Consider the following 21,183-nt stretch of genomic DNA (forward strand, 5'->3'; position numbering starts at 1 on the left):
GCTATGCTGCCGACGTGGCCGGCGTGGCGGTTGCTGCCAACCTGCTGCTGTACCTCGCGTTGACGATGGTGCCGGCGGCGGCTTGCTGGCTGTTGCTCCAGGGGCCGCAGATCGCCGACTGGCTGCGCCAGGCGCGCCGGCCGCGGCCGAGCGCCAGTGGCCCGCCGATCCAGGTGGTCGCCCGGAACCTGCGCCGCGTGCACCGCACGCTCGTCGACTTCGAACCCGGCACCCCAGCCCTGCGTCGGCTGGCCGCCCGCCAGGCGTACGACGACCTCCTCCGCCAGGCCTGCCGCGCCCTGGCCATCCCCCACCGCCTCGACGACCTCCCCGAGGGCATGGACAAGGAGATAGAACGCCTCCGCGTAGAGGAATCCCTACGCCAAGCCGGCCTCCACATCCCCTGACCCTCGCGGGTCGCGCGCTCGGGCTGGAGAGTTCCGTCCTCGGGCCCACCCACCAACGCAACCACGCTGGAAAATGCCCGAGGGCGGAACTCGCCGAGGCGCCCGAGAGCGCGACTCGCGGGGGTTACGCCGTAGCCGCGATGTCGTTGGCGGCTACGTAGCCGAACGTCATGGCGGGACCGATGGTGGAGCCGGCGCCGGCGTAGCTGTGGCCCATGACGGCGGCGCTGGCGTTGCCGGCGGCCCACAGGCCCGCGATCACCGAACCGTCCGCCCGCAGCACCCGGGCCCGCTCGTCGGTGACCATGCCGCCCTTGGTGCCCAGGTCACCGGGCACGATCTTGTACGCGTAGAACGGCGCCTCCCACAGCGGGGCCAGACACGAGTTCGGGAACACCGCTGGATCGGTGTAGTAGTGGTCGTAGGCGCTCTTGCCGCGGGCGAAGTCGGCGTCGGTCCCGCTGAAGGCGAAGCCGTTGAACCGGTTCACGGTCGCCCGCAGCGTGGCCGGCGGCAGGCCGGTCTTGGCGGCGAGGTCCTCGATGCTCCACGCGCTGACCACCGCCCCGGACTGGTACCACGGGTCCGGCAGCGGCAGCGCCGGCAGCACGTCCCGGAACAGGTACCGGTTGCGGTAGTTCTGGTCGGTGATCATCCACGCCGGGATGTCCGGCGCGGCCGGGTTCTTGTCGTACATCACGTGCACCACGTCGCTGTACGGCGCGGCCTCGTTGACGAAGCGCGACCCGGCCTGGTTCACGATGAGGCTGCCGGGCAGGGTCCGCTCCGCCAGGCAGAAGTACGGCTCGTCCGGCAGCGGAATCGCCGGCCCCCACCAGGAATCCTCCATCAGGTTCAGCGCCGCGCCGGCGCGCAGCCCGGCCTGGATGCCGTCGCCGGTGTTCTCCTTCGCGCCGACCGTCCACGATGTACCGATCGGCTGCCGCTGGTACTGCGCGCGCATGGCGGCGTTGTGCTCGAAGCCGCCGGAGCCGATGATCACGCCGCGACGAGCCCGCACCAGGCTCAGAACTCCGTTGCTACTAACCACAACTCCGGTGACGCGATCGCCCTCGACGTTCAGGTCGGTCAGCGGGGTGTTCAGCCACACCGGCACATTCGCGCCCAGCAGGCCGGCCCGCAGGCCTGCCGCGAGCGACTGCCCCATCGTCAACGGCTTCTGTCCGGCCGACGTCGCCGCCAGGTAGCGAGCCACGCAGCCGGCGGACACGGCGGTGCCCTTTGCGTTGACAGCGGCCAGGTTCAGCCACTTGTACTCGGAGCTGAAGACCACAAGTCCCGACGGCACCGGCAGATACGCGGGGTTGAGGTGCGCCAACTCGCTGCCGAGCAGGTTGCCGTCGAGCATGTCCGGCTCGATCGACCGCCCGTTGGGCATGCCGCCGGGCAGCTCCGGGTAGTAGTCGCTGTAGCCGTCCATGAACCGGAACCGCAGCGGGCTGTTGGCCATCACGAACGCGATCATCTGCGGACCGTTGTCCAGGAACGCCTTCTGCCGCGCCGGCGACGAGCCGTCACCGACGACGGCGGCGAGGTACTGCGCGCCCTTGGCGTACGTGTCGGGTACGCCGGCGGCCAGCACCACCGGGTTGTTGGGGATCCAGATGCCGGCGCCGGACCGCGCGGCGGAGCCGCCGAACGTCGGCGCCTTCTCCACGACGACGCAGCTCAGGCCGCGCTTGGCGGCGGTCAGGGCGGCGGTCATGCCGGACGCGCCGGCGCCGACGATCACGACGTCGTACTCGCCGAGCACGGGCAGACTGCTTGCCCCGGCGGGGAAACGGCTCAGCAGGGTGGTGGCGACGGCGAGACCCGAGCCGCGCAGGACCTGGCGGCGCGAGATGGTACCGGACATGGGCAGGGCCTCCATCGGCGGTGACGGCAAGGCCCAGTCATGATCCCGAATTTCCCGCGCCCGTCGACCAACTCCACACGCATGGAGCATCCCCAGTGGAGCCGACGCCGCCGAACGACGCAGAAGCCGAGTGCCGAACGGCTGCGGTCAGCTGTTCTCCTCGTACGCACGGCGCAGCCAGGACAACGCTTCCCCGTCAAGATTGTCCATGGCGGACAACGGGATGCGCAGATTGATGTTGTCGTTGCCGAGACTTCCGGCGTCAACCAGGCAACCTTGCGGCGACAAGCCCGGCAGCCGCAGGCCGAGGTCGACTCGGCTGCGCGTGGTCGCCTTGACGACGCCGAAGGTCCGCCGCGGCGACACCAGCGACACGTACGTCTTGCGGGCCTGGATCGAAACACCGGCGAAACCGCTGACCGCCGCCAGCACCGCGTCGAGGATCGGCCGCAGCTGCGGCCGATCCTCGTACTGGCCGTCGACCAGTTCGTCGGCGGTGGCGAGCAGGAAGTCGGGATATCCGAACGCCTCGTACACGAGGAGCATCTGCGGGTAACCGGTCACCTCGTGCTCGCTCAGCCAGCTCCGCAGCGCCGGCTCGTCCGCGAGGCCCGCGGCGGCGATGCGCTCGTTCCACTCCGCCACGCCCGCGCCGGTCTGCCGCTCCAGCTGGGCGTGGATCCGCGTCCGCATCGACTCCCACGTGCTCATCTCGGACATACCGGCATGCTACGTCCGCGTGTAGTGCTCCGCCTCGTCACCTTCGATGACGTAGCTGGTCCGCCCGTCGACGCCGACCGGAACATCGCCCGCCAGGGTGACACGGTGCAGCAGTCGGGGCAGGTCGCCGTAGTCGTCCGGCGCGTAGTGCTGGGTGCTGCGGTTGTCGAAGAAGATCAGGTCGCCGGGCGACCAGCGCCAGCGGGCCACGTTCTCCGGCCGCGTCACGTACGACTGGAGCAGGCGCAGGATGTCGTGCGACTCGGTGGCGCCGAGGCCGACGATCCGCTGCGCGAAACCGCCGATGAACAGGCCCCGCTCGCCCGATTCCGGATGCACCCGCACCACCGGGTGCGCGGTGCGGTACTTGCGGGACGTGAACACCCTGCGACGCTCCGCCGCCACGTCGTTGGCCGGCGGGTCCGCGTAGTCGTAGTCGTTGGTGTGCACCGCCCACAGCGTGTCGGCGAACGCCCTCAGCGGCGCCGGCAGGTCGTTGTACGCCGCGACAGCGTTGGCCACCAACGTGTTTCCGCCATACGGCGGCACCACGAGCGCCCGCAGCGTGCTGGCCTTCGGCGGCGTGCGAACGAACGTGACGTCGGTGTGCCAGCGGTTGGCCCGGGTGCCCTCGTCGCCGTTCACGGCGAGCACGTTGGGCTGGCCGTCGACGGACGGCACCGTCGGGTGCGCGCCGGTGAGCTCGCCGAACAGCGACGCGAACCGGGTCTGGCCGTCGTCGTCGAGGTTCTGCTCCCGGAAGAACAGCACCTTGTGCTCGACCAGGGCGGCGTTGATCTCGGTGACGATCGCCGGCTCGACGCCGGCGGCGAGGTCGACACCGACGATCTCGGCCCCGATCCGGCCGCCGACCCGGCGCACCTCGAATCCCGTTGTTGTTGTCATGACAGCTGATCCCTTCGCCAGGACGTGAACCGTCGTTCCAGGGCCACCAGAAGCTGGTTGAACACCACCCCGATGACGGAGATGGTCACGATGCCCGCGTACATCTGCGGGATCGCGAAGTTGAACTGCGCGGCGTTGACCAGGTAGCCCAGGCCGGCCTTGGCGCCGACCATCTCGGCCGCCACCAGCACCAGGATGGACACCGCGCCGGCCAGCCGGATGCCGGTGAACACCGTCGGCGCGGCCGCCGGCAGGATCACCTTCTGGAACAGCCGGATCGGCGGCAGGTCCAGGGAGCGGGCCAGTTTCAGCAGAGTCGGGTCGACCGTGCGCACGGCGCTGATCGTGTTCAGCAGGATCGGCCACACGCAGGCGTACAGCACGATGGAGATCTTGGACGTCTCGCCGATGCCCAGCAGGAGCACGAAAACCGGCAGCAGCGCGAGCGCCGCGGTGTTGCGGAACACCTCCAGCAGCGGGCCGAGCAGCTCGGCGACCGGTTTGTACCAGCCGATCAACAGCCCGAGCGGGACGGCCGTGACCACCGCCAGCCCGAATCCGGTCAGCGAACGGCCGAGGCTGGCCAGGGTGTTGTCCAGCAGCTGGCCGTCGGCGAGCAGCTGCCACCAGGCCACCATCACGTCGGAGAACGGCGGCAGGAAGGTGGAATCGACCAGACCCAGCCGGGGCGCCAGCTCCCAGACCGCCAGCAGGCCGACGATGGCGGCCGACCGGTACACGATCTTGCGCAGGCTGATGCCCACGGTCGCCTTGCGTACCTGCGGAAGTGCGATCTCGATGGTGCTCACCGTGCCACCTCCAGCCGTTGCGCGCGGGCGACCTCGTCGTGCAGCAACTCCCAGATCTCGTGCCGGTAATGCGCGAACTTCTCGCTGGAGCGCAGATCCCGCACCTCAGCCCGGTTGCCGAGATCGATCTGCACCGTCCGTTTGACCCGTCCCGGCCGCGAGGTCAGCACCGCGACCTTCTGCCCCAGGTAGACGGCCTCGTCGATGCCGTGGGTGATGAAGACGATGGTCTTGCCGGTGCGCTCCCAGATCCGGAGCAGCTCGTCCTGCAACGACTCGCGGGTCTGGGCGTCCAGGGCGGCGAACGGCTCGTCCATCAGCAGCACTTCGGGGTCGTAGGCAAGGCTGCGGGCGATCGCCACCCGCTGCCGCATGCCGCCGGACAGCTCGTGCGGGTGCCGCTGCTCGAACCCGGTGAGCCCGACCAGGTCCAGGAACTCCCGCGCCCGCTCGGTGCGTTCGCGACGCGGAACGCCGGTTGCCTCCAGGCCGAACTCGACGTTGCCCAGGGCGGTTCGCCACGGCAGCAGGGCGTACTGCTGGAAGACGATGCCGCGATCCAACCCGGGGCCGTTGATCGGCTTGCCGTGCAGCAGAAGTTGGCCGCTGGTGGGCGCGGTCAGGCCGGCGAGGAGGTCCAGGAGCGTGGACTTGCCGCAACCGCTGGGGCCGACGATCACCACGAACTCGCCGGCCGCCACGTCCAGGTCGACGCCGGCCAGGGCGGTGAAGTCGCCGAAGTCCTTGGTCACGGCGCGCAGGCCGATCACGCCGGCACCCCGTTGAACTCATTGGTGTACAAGGAGGAGATGTCCAGCTTGCGACTGCCCAGCTCGCCACGGCCGGCCAGCCAGTCCACCCACATCGACAGCTGGCGCTCGGACACCCGGCCGCCCTTCTCCGCCACGCCCCAGGACTTCCAGAACTTCAGGGCGGACCCGTCCTCGTTGCGGCCCCGCTTCTGCACGATCCTGGTCATCCGGTCCACGACCTGCGCCGACGGCGTGGCGCGGCTCCACTCGATGGCCTTGCCGACGCCGGTGACGAAGGCCCGCACGGTGTCCGGGTTCTGCTTCAGGAACTTCTCCGTGAACACGTAGGTGCCGGCGGTGAACGGTCCGAGCAGCTCGTAGTCGGTGAACAGCTTGCGGATGCCGCCGGACTGCAACGCCTTGTCCCGCAGGATGCCGCCGAGCGTGGCGACGTCGATCTGCTTCTGCCGCAGCGACTGCTCGGTGTTGATCGGCGGCACCACCAGCGGCTCGGCCTTCTTCGGGTCGACGTTGTTGCGCTGGAGGTAGATGTCGAGCATCGCCTCGAGGTGCGCGCCGAGCGTGTTCATGCCGACCTTCTTGCCGGCGAGGTCGGCGGGCGTCCGGATCGGGCTGTCCTCCAGCACGTAGAAGCCGTTGTAGGCGTACTGGTCGGAGCCGTAGTAGCCGATCACGGCCTTGATCGGCGCGCCGGCGGCGGCCAGCTTGACCACCGCGCCGTTGAACGCGCCGCCGAAGTCGGTCTGGCCGGTGGCGGCGGACTGGATGTCCTGCGGGCCGCTGATCGTGTTGCCCACCCAGTCCAGCTTGACGTCGCCGAGAAAGCCCAGGTCGGCGGCCAGTTCGGGCAGGGTGACGGCGCCGGCGCTGCCCTGGTACCGCAGCGTCTTGGTGGCGCTGCCGCTGGCCGTGCCGCAGGCGGTGAGCACGGTGGCGCCGGCCGCAGCGAGAAACGTTCTCCGCTTCATGACGGAATCCGCTCGAAACGGCTCGCCGGGCGGCCGAGGCCGTAGTGCCCGCGCAATGTGTCCGCATCGTAACCGGTGCGGAACAAACCGCGCCGACGCAGTTCCGGAATGACGTGGTCGACGAATTCCTCCAGCCCGGACGGCAGCAGCGGCGGCATCACGTTGAATCCGTCGGCGGCACCGTGCTCGTACCAGTGCTGAATGTGGTCGGCGATCTGTTCCGGCGTGCCGGCGACCACCTGGTGCCCGCGGCCGCCGCCGAGCCGCGCGACGAGTTGACGCAGTGTCAACCTGTCCCGCACGGCGAGGTCGCGGACCAGCTCGAACCGGCTCTTGGCGCCCTTGATCCGGGACACCGGCGGGAACGGCGGCAGCGGCTCGTCCAGCGGATGGTCGCCCAGGTCGAGCCCGATCAGCTCGGACAGCTGGCGCACGGCCCGGACCGGCACGATCAGCTCGTCCAGCTCGTCGGACAGCCGCCGCGCCTCGGCCTCGGTGGAACCCAGCACCGGCACGATGCCCGGCAGCACCTTCAACTCGTCGGGCAGCCGGTCGTGCTGGGCCAGCCGCGACTTGAGGTCGGCGTAGAACGCCTGCCCCTCCTCGAGGGTCTGCTGCGCGGTGAACACCGCCTCGGCGTGCCGGGCGGCGAACGCCTTGCCGTCCTCGGAGGAGCCGGCCTGCACCAGCAGCGGGCGGCCCTGCGGGCTGCGCAGCGCGTTGAGCGGTCCTCTGACCTGGTAGAACCGGCCGCGGTGGTTGATCTCGTGCACCTTGTCCGGGTCGGCGAACACGCCGGACTCGACGTCCACGACCAGCGCGTCGTCGTCCCAGCTGTCCCACAGCGCGGTGACCACGTCCAGGAACTCGTCCGCGCGCTCGTAGCGCTCGGCGTGGTCGGCGACGGCGTCGCGGTTGAAGTTCTGCGCGGCGCGGTCGCCGGCAGAGGTGACGATGTTCCAGCCGGCGCGGCCGCCGCTGATGTGGTCCAGCGAGGAGAACAGGCGGGCCAGGTTGTACGGCTCGGTGTAGCTGGTCGACGCCGTGGCGATCAGGCCGACGCGGGTGGTCACCGCCGCCATCGCGGTGAGCAGCGTGACCGGCTCGAACTTGCCGGCCGCGGTGTGCCGGACGTCGCCCCAGATCTGCACGCCGTCGGCCAGGAACACCGAGTCGAACGCACCCCGCTCGGCGATTCTCGCGAGGTTCTGGAAATGTCGCACATCGTTTACCAACTCGGGGTCGGTTCTCGGATGCCGCCAGGCCGCTTCGTGGTGTCCCACGCCCATCAGAAATGCGTTGAGATGCAACATGGCCCAATAATGTTGACCGGCTCGCCGGAGGGTCAACATTGCGTCGGCTGAAAATAAGTCAGCCCACTGCGTGGGACAGCGGATCCGCGTAGAGCACGCCCAGCGCGACCGCGCCGCCGGCCACCGCGAGCACCTCGTCGCCGCCGAAGCTGCTCGACAGCACGGTGTGCTCCGGCGCCGCGCACAGGTGGGACCGTGCCGCGATCTCGTCTCTCAGGGCCTGGAGGCACTCCGGGAAGTGGATCACGCCCGCCTCCGTGACGACGAGGACCTCGGGGTTGACCACGTCGTACAGCAGCGCGGCGGCCCGGCCGACCATCCTCGCCCGCTCGATGAACGGATCCGGCTTGGCGCCAAGGAGTTCTCGCATGGAGACGCCGGCGGTGCGGCGGGCCCAGGCGTCGTCGGACACCGTCGCCTCGAAGCAGCCCTGGTGCCCGCGCCCGCACCGGACGTCCGGGTCGCCGAGCGGCAGGTGGGCGACATCGCCGGCGGCCGACCGGGGGCCACGGTGCGTGGACCCGCCGGTGACGATCGCCGCGTCCACCACATTGCCCACGAACAGATGCAGCACGGACTCGCTCGCCCGCACCTGGCCGAACAGCTGCTCCGCCTGGACCAGCGCCCGGGCGTGGCTGTCGGCGTGCACCGGAATCCCGGTCGTGCTCAGGATTTCCTTGACAGGAACGTTCTTCCAGCCCAGCGACGCGTGCTCGACGATCACGCCGTTGTCGGTGTCCACCCAGCCACCGGCCGCCACGCCCATCGCCAACGGCCTCCGGTCCCCCAGGAATCGCGGCAGGGCCTCGACGACCGTGCCGAGCACCTCCTCCGGGCGCGTACCGCCGTGCGGGATCTGCTGCTGGGCAAGGACATTGCCACGCAGGTCCAGGACCGCCAGCGTGCACTGGGCGTGCGCGATGTGCACGCCGCAGACGGTGTGCCTTGCGGTGTCGATGTCCACGGGCACGTGCGGGCGGCCCATTCCGTTGCGGGACACCGGCCCGTCGGTCTCAGCGACCAGGCCGCGGTCGGCCAGGCTGCCGCAGTGCCGGGTCACGCCGGCCGGGCTGAGGCCGGTCAGCCGGGCGATCGTGCTGCGCGCCACCGGGCCGTGCCGCAGCACGGCGCGCAGCACGGTGGCGGGGCCGGACATGCGGAGATGGTCACACCGCTGTCGGCTGCCGCCAAGGCCGTACCACGTCGTGGGATCAGCCGAGCTCCCGCACGATGTCCAGAGCCCGGCCGAGGTTGTCCAGCTTGACGTCCAGCGTGTCGCCGGCCGGGTACATCCGCACCATGTCGACGCCCGCGTCCCGCCACACCCGCAGGCGCTCCCGCACCATCGGCTCGGTGCCGATCAGCGTGGTGGCCAGCACCATGTCGTCGGTGACGAGCGCGGTGGCGCCGTCGCGGTCGCCGGCCTGCCAGCGTTCCCGCACCTCGGCGGCGACCTCCGCCCAGCCCTGCCGGCTGTAGGCGTCGTTGTAGAAGTTCGTGCTGGCCGATCCCATGCCGCCCAGGCTGAACGCCAGTTCCTTCTTGCGGCCGGCGACCATCTGGCGCAGCGCGTCTTCGTCCGGGGCGAAGGAGACCTCCGCGCCCTGGCAGACGTCGAGGTCCTGGCGGGTGCGGCCGGCCTTGGCCAAGCCGGCGTCCAGGTGCGTGAAATACGCCTGTGCACCCTCCGGCACGAAGCTGGTGCCGAGCCAGCCGTCGGCGATCTCGCCGGTCAGCTCCAGCATCTTCGGCGAGAGCGTGGCCAGGTAGATCGGGATGTCCGGGTTCGGCGGCATGGACAGCCGCATCGGGCGGATGCCGTCGCCGGGCCGCGGGATGGTGAAGTGCTTGCCGGCAAAGGAGATCTTCTCGCCGGCGAACGCCTCCCGCACGATCCGCACGGTTTCCCGCATCCGGCTGAGCGGTCGGTCGAACGGCACGCCGTGCAGGCCCTCGATCACCTGCGGCCCGGACGCGCCCAGTCCCAGCGCGAACCTGTTGTCGGACAACTGGGCCAGGGTCAGCGCCGCCTGCGCGATGGCCACCGGGCTGCGCGTGCCGAGCTGGATGATGCCCGAGCCGAGCCGGATGCTTTCCGTGCGGGCGGCCAGGAATCCCAGCACCGACGGCGCGTCCGAGCCCCACGCCTCGGCCACCCAGCACGTGTCGAGGCCGAGCTTTTCCGCCGCCAGCACGAAATCCAGGGTGGACGCCCAGTCGCCGGACGCCTCGATCGTCGTCGCCGTGCGCATCAGCCGTTCTCCACCCGCTGCTTGATCTGCGCGAGCGTGCCGGCCATGGCGTTCTCGAATTCCCGCAGCCGCACGAAGACGATCTTCTGTTCCTTGTCCGGCATGCGGTCGATCGCGTGCGACAGGCCCGACCGCGCCGGCCCCAGCTGCATCCACTGCGTCAGTTCCGTGCCGCCGTCCCTGGCGTTCAACGTGAACCGCCAGAGCGACGTCGGATTGTCGGGGTCCTGCACCGCCCACCCGAACACTCTCGGCGGCTCGAACTCCACGATCTGCGAGGTGGTGGCCCACTCCCCCAACGCCTCGTGCTTGCTGGCCCCCACGAACCTCGCCCCGAGCCCGCGCTGGCCGTCACACCACGTGACCTTCTGGAGCTCGGGGCTCATCTCCGGCATCAGGGTCACGTCCGCGACCACGTCCCACACCCGCTCCGGAGGGCCCTCGATCCAGGTCCGCACCCGCACCGTCGGCTTGTCGGCGTACCTGGCTCCGGTCCACTCCATGCCACGATAGTCTCGTAGAGAGACTCAGCATGTCAATGCCGCTCTTGTCCCGCGAATCGCCGCATGACATCGGGCCTGGACGCCAGCTTCGGCGGATACCCCGGCCCCATCCGATGCCGCACGTCCTCCGCCCGCAGCGGCTCCTTGCAGTGCGCGCACACCACCTCGGCATGCGTGTCATGCCCACACGAATCGTGACGCAGCGTGATCGGCGGCCCCGCCTCGTCCGCCAGCCAGCGGTCCCCCCACGTCATCATCGCCGCCAACACCTGCCAGAAGTCGCGGCCCTTCTCCGTGAGCACGTAGTCGTACCGAACCGGCTCCGCCTGGTACGGCACCTTCTCCAGCAGCCCCTCCTCAACCAGCCGCTTCAGGCGATCCACCAACGTGTTCCGCGCGATGCCCAACTCGTGCTGGAACTCGTCGAACCTGCGGATCCCGTAGAACGCCTCGCGCAGCACCAGCGGCGTCCACCAGTCCCCCAACAGGTCCATGGTCCTGGCCACCGAACACGGCCACTTCGCAAACGACGTCCGCCTCATGCTCCCCATGCTAGGACCGACGTGGAAACCCGGGATCTGCCCCAAACCCACATTCGCTGTGCCCGAGAGCGCGACTCGCCGGGGTTGGTCGTTCAGGCAGGATCCGCCGGGCGAAACATCACCAGACGCCCCGTATATTCATCAGACGCCTACTCTAGCCAATATGCGAGTGATCCTGTCGAGCATTCCCCAGCACGGCCACCTGCTTCCGCTGCTGCCGCTGGCCCGAGCCCTGCGCGCGCAGGGCGACGAGGTGGCCTTTCTGACCGGCGCGGGCATGCTGCCGGTACTGCTGGCGGAGGACATCCCGCTGCTGCCGGCCGGCCCGATGCCGGACGTGCTCGGCGAGGAGACGTTCCGCCGCACCGGTGAGAACCCGTTCGTCCACCCCACGCCCACCGCGGCCGCCTCCTTCTTCGCCGGCGTCCGGATCGACATGGCCGCCGAGGAGGCACTCGTGGGCGGCCGCGCGTTCAAGCCCGACCTGGTGATCCGCGAGCGGCTCGACTACCTCGGCCCGCTGGTGGCGGCCGACCGCGGCGTGCCGCAGGCGACGCTGACGTTCGGCCCGGCGGTCCCGCCGTTCCTGATCGACGTCGTCGACAACGACGCTCGGTCCCAGTACGAGGCCAGGAACCTGCCGACGCCGACCGACCGCTGGTACCTGGACACCTGCCCGCCGGCCCTCCAGGTCGACGGCTGGCAGCGCCCGCCTGCCTGGCACGCGCTGCGCCCCGAGCCGCACCGCGACAACGGCGACGCCGCTGCGCCGCCGAAGACCTCGACGCGGCCGCGCGTGCTGGTCACCTTCGGCACCTTCTTCAACGCGCCCGAGAAGATGACCCCGCTGCTCCGCGAGCTGTCCACAGTGGACGTCGACATCGTGGTGACACTGGGCCTGGCCAGCACCGCCGAGCAGTACGACGTCGACCAGGACAGAGTGACCTTCGTGCCGTTCACGGCGCTGAACACCCTGCTCGCGGACGTCGACGTCGTCCTCACGCACGGCGGCGCCGGCACCACACTCGGCACGCTGGCCTCCGCCATCCCGCTGGTCCTGACGCCGGTCGGTGCGGACAACTTCCTCAACGCCGGGCAGGTCGCCGCGGCCGGTGCGGGCATCTCGCTGCTGCCGGACCAGGCCACGCCGCAGGCGGTCGCGGGGGCGGTGCGTACAGTGCTCGCCGAATTCCGCTACCGCGAGGCAGCCGCCTCCGTCGCGAAGGAGATCGCCGCCATGCCCACGCCCGCCGAGGTCGCCGCCGAACTGAGGTCGGCGCTGCGGTGACGACTCCCCGTCGTTACCACTCCCCCCGCCGCGCGCAGGACGCCGCCGACACCCGTCGGGACATCCTGCGCGCGGCGGCGGAGTTGTTCTCCACCAACGGTTACGCCCGCGTGACCGTTGCCGACATCGCGCGGGCGGCCGGCGTCGCTCAGCAGACCGTGTACTCCAGCGCCGGCAGCAAGTCCGACATCCTCCGCGAGGTGCTGAGCGAGGCGATCGAGGAGTCCGGCGGCGAGGCGGCCGTGATCGCGGTGCGGCTCACCGCCGACCTGCCGACGGCGCTGGGCGTGCTGGCCCGGGCGACCCGGCTGGGCAACGAGCTCCAGCGACAGGCGGTCGACATCCTCTTCGCCGCGATGCCGGTGCACGAGAACGCCGCGCAACTGTGGGACCTGGCCACCGGCAAGTACCGCGACGCGTTGCGGCAGATCGCCGAAGACCTGCGGGACAAGGGTTTCGTCGACGAGGTCGAGCGGACCGCCGATGCCCTCTGGTTCTGCTTCGGTTTCCACGCCTGGCGCGCGCTGGTCAAGGACTGCGGCTGGAGCTGGGACGACGCGGAAAACTGGCTCGCCCGACAGGCAGTCGCGATCCTAGGCCGAGGCCAGGCCGGGCCCGCCGTTGATCAGGCAGTAGCGACCCCAACCTGACACTGTCCCGGCCTCCCCTTGATCAGAGGCGGCAGCCGGGACAAGGCAAGACCGGTTCGCCCGGCAGGCGGCGGCGATCCGAGCCTGACGCCCGCCGCCCTCACCGCCGATTAACGACCGCGACCCGAGCCGGGACGAGGCGAAACTGGCTCGCCCGGCAGCAGTGGCGATCTTAGGCTGAGGCCGTGCCGGCCTCCACGTTGGTCAAGGGCAGCTGGATCGATTCAGCACCTCTGCCGCTACCCTACCCGGCCGTCGACCTGCTGGTGTTCGCCGACGGCTCGATGCGGCTCGCGGGTCCCGAGGTGATCGTGCGCGCCGGCCCGCTGCCGCCCGGAGGCCTGGTCGGCCTGCGGCTACGACCCAGCGCCTGTCTGTCGCTCGGCTTGGGCGCCGACGAAGTTCCGTTGGACGGCATACCCTTCGGCCACGTCGCCCCCGGCCCACCCCGTTCGCGGCTCTCGTCGGCATTGGCCTACTTGAACCAGTTTTCGGTGCGTGACAACGACTTCGCCGTGGACTCGGCTATTCGCATGTTGCACGCCGATCCCGGTACACCGATCGGCGATCTCGCCGCGGCGGTCGGCCTGTCGGAACGGCAGCTGCGACGACGGTTCTCGGTCGCCGTCGGGTTACGCCCCAAGGCGTACGCGCGAGTGACCAGACTGCACACTGCGTTGCGTCTAGCCGCAGGCGCTGCCCGACCGTCCTGGGCGGACATCGCGCAGGAGTGCGGCTTCTACGACCAGCCGCACCTGATCGCCGAGTTCCGGACCGCCACCGGCTGTTCGCCGACGGCGCTGCATGGCCGTTTTCTCCAATCCCGCACGGCGTGACCGCCGCCAGACTTCGAGCGTGTTCATCACCAGCCACGCCCTCGTCGACGAGGTTCTCACCACGCACGACGTGTTCTCGTCCGACGAGATCCGTTACAGCGCAAGCGAAGTGCCGCACCGTGACAACCCCGTGCTGCACAGCATGTCCGCGATGGACCCGCCTCGGCACCACGAGTTGCGGCGCATGGTCGGCCGGGCCTTCACGCCACGAACCGTGGACGACCTCACCCCGTCCATCGAGGCCTGCGCCCTGGACCTCCTCGACCGGCTGACACCCGCATCCGACTTTGTCGCCGAGTTCGCCCACCCGCTGCCGATCGCGACACTGGCGGCGCTGCTGGGTGTCTCCGACGCACGCCGGGCGGACTTCGTGCGCTGGACCGACGTGATCACGTCCTTCTTCGGACAACCCGAGGCCCGGCCGGACTTCGTCACCGCCGTCGCCGAACTGCGTGACTACCTCCTTACGGTGCCGGCCGCCGACGGCATCATCGCCGGTCTGCGGGAGAGCGGCCTGAGCCCCGACGAGGTCGTCGACTTCGCGGCGTTGCTGCTGATCAACGGCCACGAGACGACCAAGACGCTGCTCGTGAACACCGTGCTGTGCCTGGCCGGACACCCCGCCGCGCTGGCCGAGCTGCGCACCGACGCCGGACACATATCCGGCACGATCGAGGAGGTGCTCCGGCTCCGGCCGTCCGCCGGCGGCACCGACCGCTTCACCACCCGCGCCGGCACGCTCGGCGGCCAGCCGTTCGCCGCCGGCGAGCGGGTCGTCGTCTCGATGGCCGCCGCCAACCGTGATCCGGCGGTCTTCTCGGAGCCGAACACGTTCGACATCCGCCGGTCGCCCAACCCGCACCTGTCCTTCGGCCATGGCATCCACTTCTGCCTCGGCGCGCACCTCGCCCGCCGCCAGGCCGCCGTCGCGCTGCGGACGATGCTCGACCGGCTGCCGGGTCGTTGGACCGTCGACGACGTGGTCACGCGCGACAGTCCGGTCGGGACGGACGTGCTCTCGCTGCGGCTGACCTGGTCCCGCTGAGCGGGACTCGCGGGGGCACACCTAGGATCGGGGGCATGGCCCGGTACTTCGACGTGCACCCGGCGAACCCGCAGCGGCGCTCCATCGGCCAGGTGATCGACATCCTGCGCGAGGACGGGCTGATCGCCTATCCCACGGACTCCTGCTTCGCGCTGGGCTGCCAGCTCGGCAACCGCGACGGCCTGGACCGGATCCGGTCGATCCGGCACCTCGACGACCGGCACCACTTCACCCTGGTGTGCCGCGACTTCGCGCAGCTGGGGCAGCTGGTGATCGTGGACAACGCGGTGTTCCGGGCGATCAAGGCGAGCACCCCGGGCAGCTACACGTTCATCCTGCCGGCCACCAAGGAGGTGCCGCGGCGACTGATGCACCCGAAGAAGAAGACCGTCGGCGTGCGCATCCCCGACCACGTGGTGGCCCAGACGCTGCTGGCCGAGCTCGGCGAGCCGCTGGTGTCGAGCACGCTGCTGCTGCCCGACCAGGAGGAGCCGATGACCCAGGGCTGGGAGATCAAGGAGCGGCTGGACCACGTGGTCGACGCCGTGCTCGACTCCGGCGACTGCGGCACCGAGCCGACCACCGTGATCGACTTCTCGGACGGCGAGCCGGAGATCGTCCGCTACGGCGCCGGCGACCCCACGCGCTTCGAAGGCTGAGATCAGGCCGCCAGCCGGCTGGCGTAGACATCTCGCAGGGCTTCGCGGACCGTCACCACGCCGGGTCGGCGCTGCGCGCCGGTTCGAGCGCAGGTGAAGAGGCGCCGGTGGCCGAGTTCGACGCCGCGGGGCGGGACGTCCTGCCACACCAGGTCGGGCAGGATGCCGACGGCGTGGCCGGTCTCCACGAACCGGATGTGCGTGACGATGTCGGTCGAGTGGAACGCGACGTCCGGCTCGAAGCCCGCCTCCCGGCACAGCGTCCGCGCCCAGCGCCCGCTCTCGGTGTCGGCCGGTTCGAGGATCCAACGTTCGCCGGCGAGCTGGGCCAGCTCGGTGCGGTCGGCCAGCCGCGGCGGCAGGGCGAGGCGCATGGCGTCCAGGCCGAGTTCCACCTGGTCGATGCCGGACCGCCGGGTCAGGGGGTGGCCGAAGTACTCCTCGGCCAGCACGAGATCGCAACCGCCGGCGGTGAGCAGCGACAGCGCCTGATCGGGCTCCAGTTGCACGGCATCGAGACGCAGATTCGGCGCGCGCAACGCCACGAGGTCCAGCAGTGGCGGCATCAGCGACAGCATGGCGGTCTGGAAGCTGGCGACCCGGACGACGCCGGTGGGCGCGGTCAGCGACGCCTCGATCTCGGCTTCGGCCTGCTCCAACCGGTTGAGCACGGCCTCGGCGTGACCAGCCAGGATCACCGCCTGCGGGGTGAGCCGCACGCCGCGGCCGACCCGCTCCAGCAGCGGCGCGCCGGCCTCCTTCTCCAGCAGCGACAGCTGCTGTGACACCGCTGAGCTGCTGTAACCCAGCGCCGCGGCGACGGCCGCGAGCGTGCCGCGGGTGTGCAGCTCCTTGAGCAGGCGCAGCCGGTGCAGGTCGAACACCAGTCAATGGTAAGAAGAACTGAACGGTATGCGCCAGTAATGCGCGCTTTTCCTTCAGTGTCGCGGCCCGCAGACTGGGTCCATGACCCTCTACCGACGCCCGGAGGCCCGGCACTGGCGGTGCGAGCCGGCGCCGGAGCAGGCCTCGGCGTTCCACCGGAAGCTGCCCGGCTACGCGCCGACCCCGCTGGTCGACGTGCCCAAGCTCGCCGTGGAACTGGGCGTCGGCCAGGTGCTGGTGAAGGACGAGTCGGCGCGGCTGGGGCTGCCGGCGTTCAAGGTGCTCGGGGCGTCCTGGGGCATTCGCCAGGCGTTGACGGGCTTCGATCCCGACGGCCCCGACACCCTCGACGGCCTGCGCGAACTGGTCGCCGGGCGGGGCATTCGGCTCGTCACGGCCACCGACGGCAACCACGGCCGGGCCGTCGCCCACTTCGGCCGGCTGATCGGGGTGTCCTCGACGGTCTTCGTGCCGTCCGCGGTCGGTGAGGTCGCCGTGGACGCGATTCGCGGTGAGGGCGCCGAGCTGGTGCGGGTCGACGGCTCCTACGACGACGCGTGCCGCGCCGCCGACGCGGCCGGCGGGATTCTGTTGCAGGACACCGCTTGGGACGGCTACGAGCGGATCCCGGCCGCGATCGTCGACGGCTACTCGACACTGTTCCGGGAGATCACCGTGCCGGCCTCGCTGGTGGTGGTGCCCATGGGCGTCGGATCCCTTGCGCACGCGGCGGTTCGACACTACCGCAGCACTCCCGGCGCCGTGTCGCTGCTCGGGGTCGAGCCGCTCAACGCCCCGTGCGTCCTGTCCAGTTTGGACGCCGGGCGGGTGGTCAGCCTCGAGACCACCGACACGGTCATGACCGCCCTGAACTGCGGCACGCCATCCAGCACCGCGCTGCCGGCGCTGCTGGCCGGCCTCGACTCCGCCGTCGCCGTGCGGGACGAAGACACCCGTCAGGCCCTGCAAGATCTCCGGGATCTCGGCGTGAACGCCGGGCCGGCCGGCGCGGCGACGCTCGCCGGCGTCCGCGCCGCCCGATCCGAACTCGACCTTCCACCTGATGGCCGCATTGTCTTGGTGAGCACGGAGGGACGTCACTCGTGACCGTCGACGAGCTGCTGAAGCGCTTGGTAGAAATCGATTCCGTCAACCCGTCCCTGGTCCCCGGCGCGGCCGGCGAGCGCGAGATCGCCGACTTCGTCGCCGCCTGGGCACTGGAGAGCGGGCTGGCTGTCGAGGTGCTGGAGGGAACGCCCGGCCGCCCCAGCGTGATCGTCCGCACGACCAACGGCGGCCCCGGCCGGCGGCTCATGCTCTGCGGACACCTGGACACCGTCGGGTTCGGGGACTCCAAAGAGTCCTATGTGGACGGTGACCGCCTGTACGGGCGCGGCGCGTACGACATGAAGGCCGGCCTCGCCGCCGCCCTCATCGCCTGCCGGGACGCGAACGTCGAGTCCCTCGCCGGCGAGGTCGTCGTCGCCTGCGTCGCCGACGAGGAGTACGCAAGCCTCGGCGTGCAGGAGGTCCTGGCGACGCTGAGCGCCGACGCCGCCATTGTGTGCGAGCCCACCGAGTCGACCATCGCCGTGGCGCACAAGGGCTTCGTCTGGACGGAGATCGAGGTCGTCGGCAAGGCCGCGCACGGCTCCCGACCGCACCTCGGCGTGGACGCCATCATGCGCACCGGTCCCGTCCTCGTCGCGCTCGATCGGCTCAACGCCGCCCTGCGTGGGAATCAGCATCCGCGCCTCGGGCCCGGCAACCTGCACGCGTCGATCATCACCGGTGGCCGGGAGGAATCGACCGTCCCCGACCGGTGCGTGCTCACCATCGAGCGGCGAACCCTGCCCGGCGAGTCCGTCGCCGACGTCGAGCGGGACGTCGCCGAGCTGCTGGCATCCTGCCAGGCCGACGATCCGTCCCTGGTGGCGAAGTCGCGGACCACCATGTCGCGGGAGCCGTTCGAGACCGCCGACGACAGCCCCATCGTGTCGGCGCTCGCCGACGTGCTGGGTGACGCCGCCGAGATCGCCGGCGTCAGCTACTGGGCCGACTCCGCGTTCATCTCCGCCGCCGGGATCCCAACTGTCCTTTTCGGACCATCCGGCGACGGGGCCCACGCCGCGGTCGAATGGGTCAGCATCTCCGACACGGTTCGGTGCGCGGAAACGCTCACGGCGGCGGCCCTGCGGTACTGCCGCTAGGAATCCGTCAACTGTGATCGCTTCTGCTCAGCGGGGCGCACGGTTAGCCTCGGCCGGTGAAATCGGCCGTGACCGTCGTTGTCGCAACATTATCCGCGCTCGGGCTCGTCACCAACGCAGCCGCAGCGTCACCCAGTGCACCGCCGCCGCGCGGACCGCACGCCGTCGTCAGCCATCTGGCCGATCCCAAGGACGGCCATGACGCCGAGGACGAGACCGAGGACCTCACCGATGCGGCGCAGCAGTACAGCGATATCCGCAACGCGCCCGGGCTCACGCCGGCCAATCCGCAGGCGTACTACGCGGGCGAGCAGCAGGGGCGGCAGCTGCCGACGCTGCCCGGCGCCTGGCAGGAGCTGACCAACAAGCCCTACCAGAGCGACGCGCTCGATTACCGCGATCCGAACTGGTCCAACTCCACCGGCGGCGCGGGCCACGTGTCCGGCCGGGTCAGCAGCATGGCCACCGACGGCAAGCGCACCGTCTACGTCGGCGCCGCCGACGGTGGCGTGTGGCGGTCGGACGACCAGGGCGCGCACTGGCAGCCGCTCTGGGACGGCATGCCCAGCCTGGCCATCGGCGCGGTCGCGGTCGATCCGTCCGACCACAGCGTGTACGTCGGCACGGGTGAGGCGGACTTCAGCGCCGACAGCCTCGGCGGCGACGCCATCTACCGCTCCGCGGACCGCGGACGCACCTGGCAGCGGATCGGCCAGTCCTTCTTCGGCCTGCGCACCGCCCGCATCGTGCTGGACGGCGCCGGTCACGTCTACGCGGCCACCAACTCCGGCCTGCTGCGCCACGACCTGAACAACTGGTCCGCGCCGTGGACGACCGTGCTTGCCCCGGCCACCGGCACCCAGACCTCGTTCGCGACCGATGTCCGGATCCGACCGGGCAGCAACGGATCCGTCGTCGCGGCGGTCGTCGTCAACGCCGGCGTCCGGCCCGGCGACGAGAACGCCTTCTACCTGTCGACCACCGGCGGCGGGGCGGGCACCTTCACCCGTCAGGCGAGCACCGGCGACCTGGCCGACGGCGACATCGGCCGTACCACGTTCACCTGGAACTCCACCGGGTCCACGCTCTACGCGGTGGTGCAGAACGCCAAGAACACCGGTCTGCTCAGCGGCGTCTTCCGCGCCGACTCCGGCCAGCCCGGCGGCCCGTGGACCAAGATCGCCGACACCCCGTCGCTGGTGAAGGCCGGCGCCCAGGGCTGCGGCGGCTGCCAGGGCTGGTACGACCAGTACGTGGCCGCCGACCCGGCCGACCCGAACCACATCTACCTCGGCCTGGAAGACATCTACGAGACGTCGGACAGCGGCGCGAGCTGGCAGGTCATCGGCCCGTACTGGAACTTCGGCCTGCCGTGCTGGAGCTCCGACCTGAGCAAGCTCACCTGCCCGCCGACCGTGCACGCGGACCAGCACGCGGTGGCGTTCGGCAGCGATGGCACGGCGTACTTCGGCGACGACGGCGGCGTCTACTCGCGGCCGGCGGCGCTGCGCAAGACCGTCAAGTGGAACAACCTCAACGAGGGCCTGCACACGCTCCAGTACTACTCGGTCGGCGCCGGTCGGGTGCCGGGCGGCGACGCGATCTGGGGCGGCTTGCAGGACAACGGGGTCTCGCTGCTGCTGCCGGGCGCGAAGGAGCAGGTGTCGCCGTTCGGCGGCGACGGCGGCCAGGTGATCGTCGACCCGCGCAACGGGCTCCGGGCGGTCAACGAGTACGTCCACCTGAGCACGGCCCGCACCGAGAACGGCGGCAAGTCGGACTTCACGACTCCCAGCTACACCACGATGTCCCCGTCGTGCGACAACCCCGTCACCGGCACCGTGGCCAACCCGTGCGACCCGGGCAGCCTGTTCATCGCGCCGTACAGCGCGGACATCGCGAACACGAACCACTGGGTGGCCGGCGGCCGCTACGTGTGGGACAACCAGGGCAAGGGTTGGGACACCAACTGCGGGCCGACCGCCTGCGACTGGCAGATCGTGCACGACACCGGCGCTCAGGTGACGGCCGTCGTCGCGAAGGGCAGCACGATCTACGCGGCCTGGCAGTTCCGTGACACGACGACCGGCGTCTACCACTCCGGGATCGACACGAACTTCGGCGGCACGTGGCACCGGCTGTCGACCCCGAACCTGCCGAGCCGGTACATCACGTCCATCTCGCTGGACCCCGCGCGGGACGGCCACCTGTACATCTCGTTCGGCGGCTACACCGACAAGTGGGTGCCGGGCGCGGGCAAGGGGCACGTGTTCGAGAGCGGCGACGGCGGCGCCAACTGGGCCGACGACACCGGCTCACTGCCCGACCTGCCGACGACGTCGCTGGTGCAGTGGAACGGCCTGCTGGCTGCGGCAACCGACGCCGGCGTCTACGTTCGGCTGGCCGGCAGCTGGTTCAAGCTCGGCACCGGCCTGCCGAACGCGTCCGGACAGCAGCTGGTGGTCGCCCCCGAGGGCACCGCGCTGCTGCTGGCCACGCACGGCCGTGGCCTGTGGAGCTACGGGATCCGCAGGTAGCTCG

The 21,183-nt window shown here is 70.5% G+C and carries 21 protein-coding genes; 9 read left to right on the plus strand and 12 right to left on the minus strand.

The genetic code is table 11. The features are described from left to right. Positions 1-14: 14 nt before the first annotated feature. Positions 15-407 (plus strand): hypothetical protein, encoded by a 393-nt coding sequence (locus BCF44_RS15470; protein WP_246015118.1) that lies wholly within the window; start codon positions 15-17, stop codon positions 405-407. 124 nt (positions 408-531) lie between these two features. Here the strand turns inward: BCF44_RS15470 and kstD are convergent, their stop codons facing one another. The 11 genes from kstD to BCF44_RS15525 form a co-directional block, all read right to left on the minus strand. Beyond that, positions 532-2,283 (minus strand): 3-oxosteroid 1-dehydrogenase, encoded by a 1,752-nt coding sequence (gene kstD, locus BCF44_RS15475; protein ID WP_116175455.1) that lies wholly within the window; start codon positions 2,281-2,283, stop codon positions 532-534. A 147-nt stretch (positions 2,284-2,430) separates the two neighbouring features. Next, complete coding sequence (locus BCF44_RS15480) at positions 2,431-3,003, minus strand: DUF5655 domain-containing protein (RefSeq protein ID WP_116175000.1); 573 nt, start codon at positions 3,001-3,003, stop codon at positions 2,431-2,433. 9 nt (positions 3,004-3,012) lie between these two features. Then, entirely contained in the window at positions 3,013-3,909 is an 897-nt protein-coding gene (locus BCF44_RS15485; RefSeq protein ID WP_116175001.1) for a TauD/TfdA dioxygenase family protein, read from the minus strand. Then, positions 3,906-4,709 carry an ABC transporter permease gene (locus BCF44_RS15490; RefSeq protein WP_246015206.1) on the minus strand — a complete coding sequence of 268 codons (804 nt, stop codon included), beginning with the start codon at positions 4,707-4,709 and terminating at the stop codon, positions 3,906-3,908. Before BCF44_RS15490 ends, BCF44_RS15485 begins: the two co-directional genes overlap by 4 nt. A gap of 5 nt (positions 4,710-4,714) precedes the next feature. After that, positions 4,715-5,488, minus strand: coding sequence for an ABC transporter ATP-binding protein (locus BCF44_RS15495; protein ID WP_116175003.1), 774 nt, complete (start codon positions 5,486-5,488; stop codon positions 4,715-4,717). Then, a complete protein-coding gene (locus BCF44_RS15500; RefSeq protein ID WP_116175004.1) occupies positions 5,485-6,459 on the minus strand; it encodes an ABC transporter substrate-binding protein in 975 nt (324 codons plus the stop codon). The genes BCF44_RS15495 and BCF44_RS15500 overlap by 4 nt, the downstream gene beginning before the upstream one ends. Beyond that, positions 6,456-7,772 (minus strand): LLM class flavin-dependent oxidoreductase, encoded by a 1,317-nt coding sequence (locus BCF44_RS15505; RefSeq protein ID WP_116175005.1) that lies wholly within the window; start codon positions 7,770-7,772, stop codon positions 6,456-6,458. The genes BCF44_RS15500 and BCF44_RS15505 overlap by 4 nt, the downstream gene beginning before the upstream one ends. Before the next feature lie 58 nt (positions 7,773-7,830). Next, entirely contained in the window at positions 7,831-8,928 is a 1,098-nt protein-coding gene (locus tag BCF44_RS15510; protein ID WP_116175006.1) for an ROK family transcriptional regulator, read from the minus strand. A 55-nt stretch (positions 8,929-8,983) separates the two neighbouring features. Continuing rightward, positions 8,984-10,024: an LLM class flavin-dependent oxidoreductase gene (locus BCF44_RS15515; protein ID WP_116175007.1), complete on the minus strand. Its 1,041-nt coding sequence runs from the start codon at positions 10,022-10,024 to the stop codon at positions 8,984-8,986. Further along, positions 10,024-10,527, minus strand: a complete 504-nt coding sequence (locus tag BCF44_RS15520; protein WP_116175008.1) for an SRPBCC family protein — start codon at positions 10,525-10,527, stop codon at positions 10,024-10,026. Before BCF44_RS15520 ends, BCF44_RS15515 begins: the two co-directional genes overlap by 1 nt. A 32-nt stretch (positions 10,528-10,559) precedes the next feature. Further along, positions 10,560-11,069: a winged helix-turn-helix transcriptional regulator gene (locus BCF44_RS15525; RefSeq protein ID WP_116175456.1), complete on the minus strand. Its 510-nt coding sequence runs from the start codon at positions 11,067-11,069 to the stop codon at positions 10,560-10,562. A gap of 163 nt (positions 11,070-11,232) precedes the next feature. Here BCF44_RS15525 and BCF44_RS15530 point away from each other — a divergent pair, with 163 nt between their 5' ends. From BCF44_RS15530 to BCF44_RS15550, 5 genes are all read left to right on the plus strand, one after another. Further along, the gene (locus BCF44_RS15530; protein WP_116175009.1) at positions 11,233-12,357 is read left to right on the plus strand and encodes a glycosyltransferase; all 1,125 of its coding nucleotides are present in this window, start codon (positions 11,233-11,235) and stop codon (positions 12,355-12,357) included. Continuing rightward, positions 12,354-13,007, plus strand: coding sequence for a TetR/AcrR family transcriptional regulator (locus tag BCF44_RS15535; protein ID WP_116175010.1), 654 nt, complete (start codon positions 12,354-12,356; stop codon positions 13,005-13,007). The genes BCF44_RS15530 and BCF44_RS15535 overlap by 4 nt, the downstream gene beginning before the upstream one ends. A 185-nt stretch (positions 13,008-13,192) precedes the next feature. Then, the gene (locus BCF44_RS15540) at positions 13,193-13,843 is read left to right on the plus strand and encodes a helix-turn-helix transcriptional regulator (protein WP_116175011.1); all 651 of its coding nucleotides are present in this window, start codon (positions 13,193-13,195) and stop codon (positions 13,841-13,843) included. Between the two features lie 19 nt (positions 13,844-13,862). After that, on the plus strand, positions 13,863-14,888 hold the full coding sequence (locus BCF44_RS15545) for a cytochrome P450 (protein WP_170217547.1): 1,026 nt from the start codon (positions 13,863-13,865) through the stop codon (positions 14,886-14,888). Between the two features lie 35 nt (positions 14,889-14,923). Continuing rightward, positions 14,924-15,547 carry an L-threonylcarbamoyladenylate synthase gene (locus tag BCF44_RS15550; protein WP_116175013.1) on the plus strand — a complete coding sequence of 208 codons (624 nt, stop codon included), beginning with the start codon at positions 14,924-14,926 and terminating at the stop codon, positions 15,545-15,547. A 2-nt stretch (positions 15,548-15,549) separates the two neighbouring features. Here BCF44_RS15550 and BCF44_RS15555 read toward each other — a convergent pair whose 3' ends face one another. After that, the gene (locus BCF44_RS15555) at positions 15,550-16,431 is read right to left on the minus strand and encodes a LysR family transcriptional regulator (protein WP_116175014.1); all 882 of its coding nucleotides are present in this window, start codon (positions 16,429-16,431) and stop codon (positions 15,550-15,552) included. An 82-nt stretch (positions 16,432-16,513) separates the two neighbouring features. Between BCF44_RS15555 and BCF44_RS15560 the strand changes: the two genes are divergently transcribed. Genes BCF44_RS15560 through BCF44_RS15570 form a run of 3 tightly spaced genes read left to right on the plus strand, consistent with a single transcriptional unit; the run spans position 16,514 to position 21,179 of the window. Beyond that, positions 16,514-17,539, plus strand: coding sequence for a pyridoxal-phosphate dependent enzyme (locus BCF44_RS15560; RefSeq protein ID WP_116175015.1), 1,026 nt, complete (start codon positions 16,514-16,516; stop codon positions 17,537-17,539). Then, on the plus strand, positions 17,536-18,642 hold the full coding sequence (locus BCF44_RS15565) for a M20/M25/M40 family metallo-hydrolase (RefSeq protein ID WP_116175016.1): 1,107 nt from the start codon (positions 17,536-17,538) through the stop codon (positions 18,640-18,642). The genes BCF44_RS15560 and BCF44_RS15565 overlap by 4 nt, the downstream gene beginning before the upstream one ends. Before the next feature lie 56 nt (positions 18,643-18,698). Next, entirely contained in the window at positions 18,699-21,179 is a 2,481-nt protein-coding gene (locus tag BCF44_RS15570) for a WD40/YVTN/BNR-like repeat-containing protein (RefSeq protein WP_147328498.1), read from the plus strand. The last annotated feature ends 4 nt before the right edge of the window (positions 21,180-21,183 follow it).

The sequence above is a fragment of the Kutzneria buriramensis genome (assembly GCF_003387475.1).
In the GTDB taxonomy this organism is placed as follows: Bacteria; Actinomycetota; Actinomycetes; order Mycobacteriales; family Pseudonocardiaceae; genus Kutzneria; species Kutzneria buriramensis.

Bases quoted from the DNA above. Each gene is read 5' to 3' on its own strand.
- BCF44_RS15485 (WP_116175001.1), bottom strand. From the start codon at position 3,909: ATGACAACAACAACGGGATTCGAGGTGCGCCGGGTCGGCGGCCGGATC.
- BCF44_RS15560 (WP_116175015.1), top strand. From the start codon at position 16,514: ATGACCCTCTACCGACGCCCGGAGGCCCGGCACTGGCGGTGCGAGCCG.
- BCF44_RS15530 (WP_116175009.1), top strand. From the start codon at position 11,233: ATGCGAGTGATCCTGTCGAGCATTCCCCAGCACGGCCACCTGCTTCCG.
- BCF44_RS15520 (WP_116175008.1), bottom strand. From the start codon at position 10,527: ATGGAGTGGACCGGAGCCAGGTACGCCGACAAGCCGACGGTGCGGGTG.
- BCF44_RS15515 (WP_116175007.1), bottom strand. From the start codon at position 10,024: ATGCGCACGGCGACGACGATCGAGGCGTCCGGCGACTGGGCGTCCACC.
- BCF44_RS15550 (WP_116175013.1), top strand. From the start codon at position 14,924: ATGGCCCGGTACTTCGACGTGCACCCGGCGAACCCGCAGCGGCGCTCC.
- BCF44_RS15510 (WP_116175006.1), bottom strand. From the start codon at position 8,928: ATGTCCGGCCCCGCCACCGTGCTGCGCGCCGTGCTGCGGCACGGCCCG.
- BCF44_RS15505 (WP_116175005.1), bottom strand. From the start codon at position 7,772: ATGTTGCATCTCAACGCATTTCTGATGGGCGTGGGACACCACGAAGCG.
- BCF44_RS15500 (WP_116175004.1), bottom strand. From the start codon at position 6,459: ATGAAGCGGAGAACGTTTCTCGCTGCGGCCGGCGCCACCGTGCTCACC.
- kstD (WP_116175455.1), bottom strand. From the start codon at position 2,283: ATGTCCGGTACCATCTCGCGCCGCCAGGTCCTGCGCGGCTCGGGTCTC.
- BCF44_RS15525 (WP_116175456.1), bottom strand. From the start codon at position 11,069: ATGAGGCGGACGTCGTTTGCGAAGTGGCCGTGTTCGGTGGCCAGGACC.
- BCF44_RS15480 (WP_116175000.1), bottom strand. From the start codon at position 3,003: ATGTCCGAGATGAGCACGTGGGAGTCGATGCGGACGCGGATCCACGCC.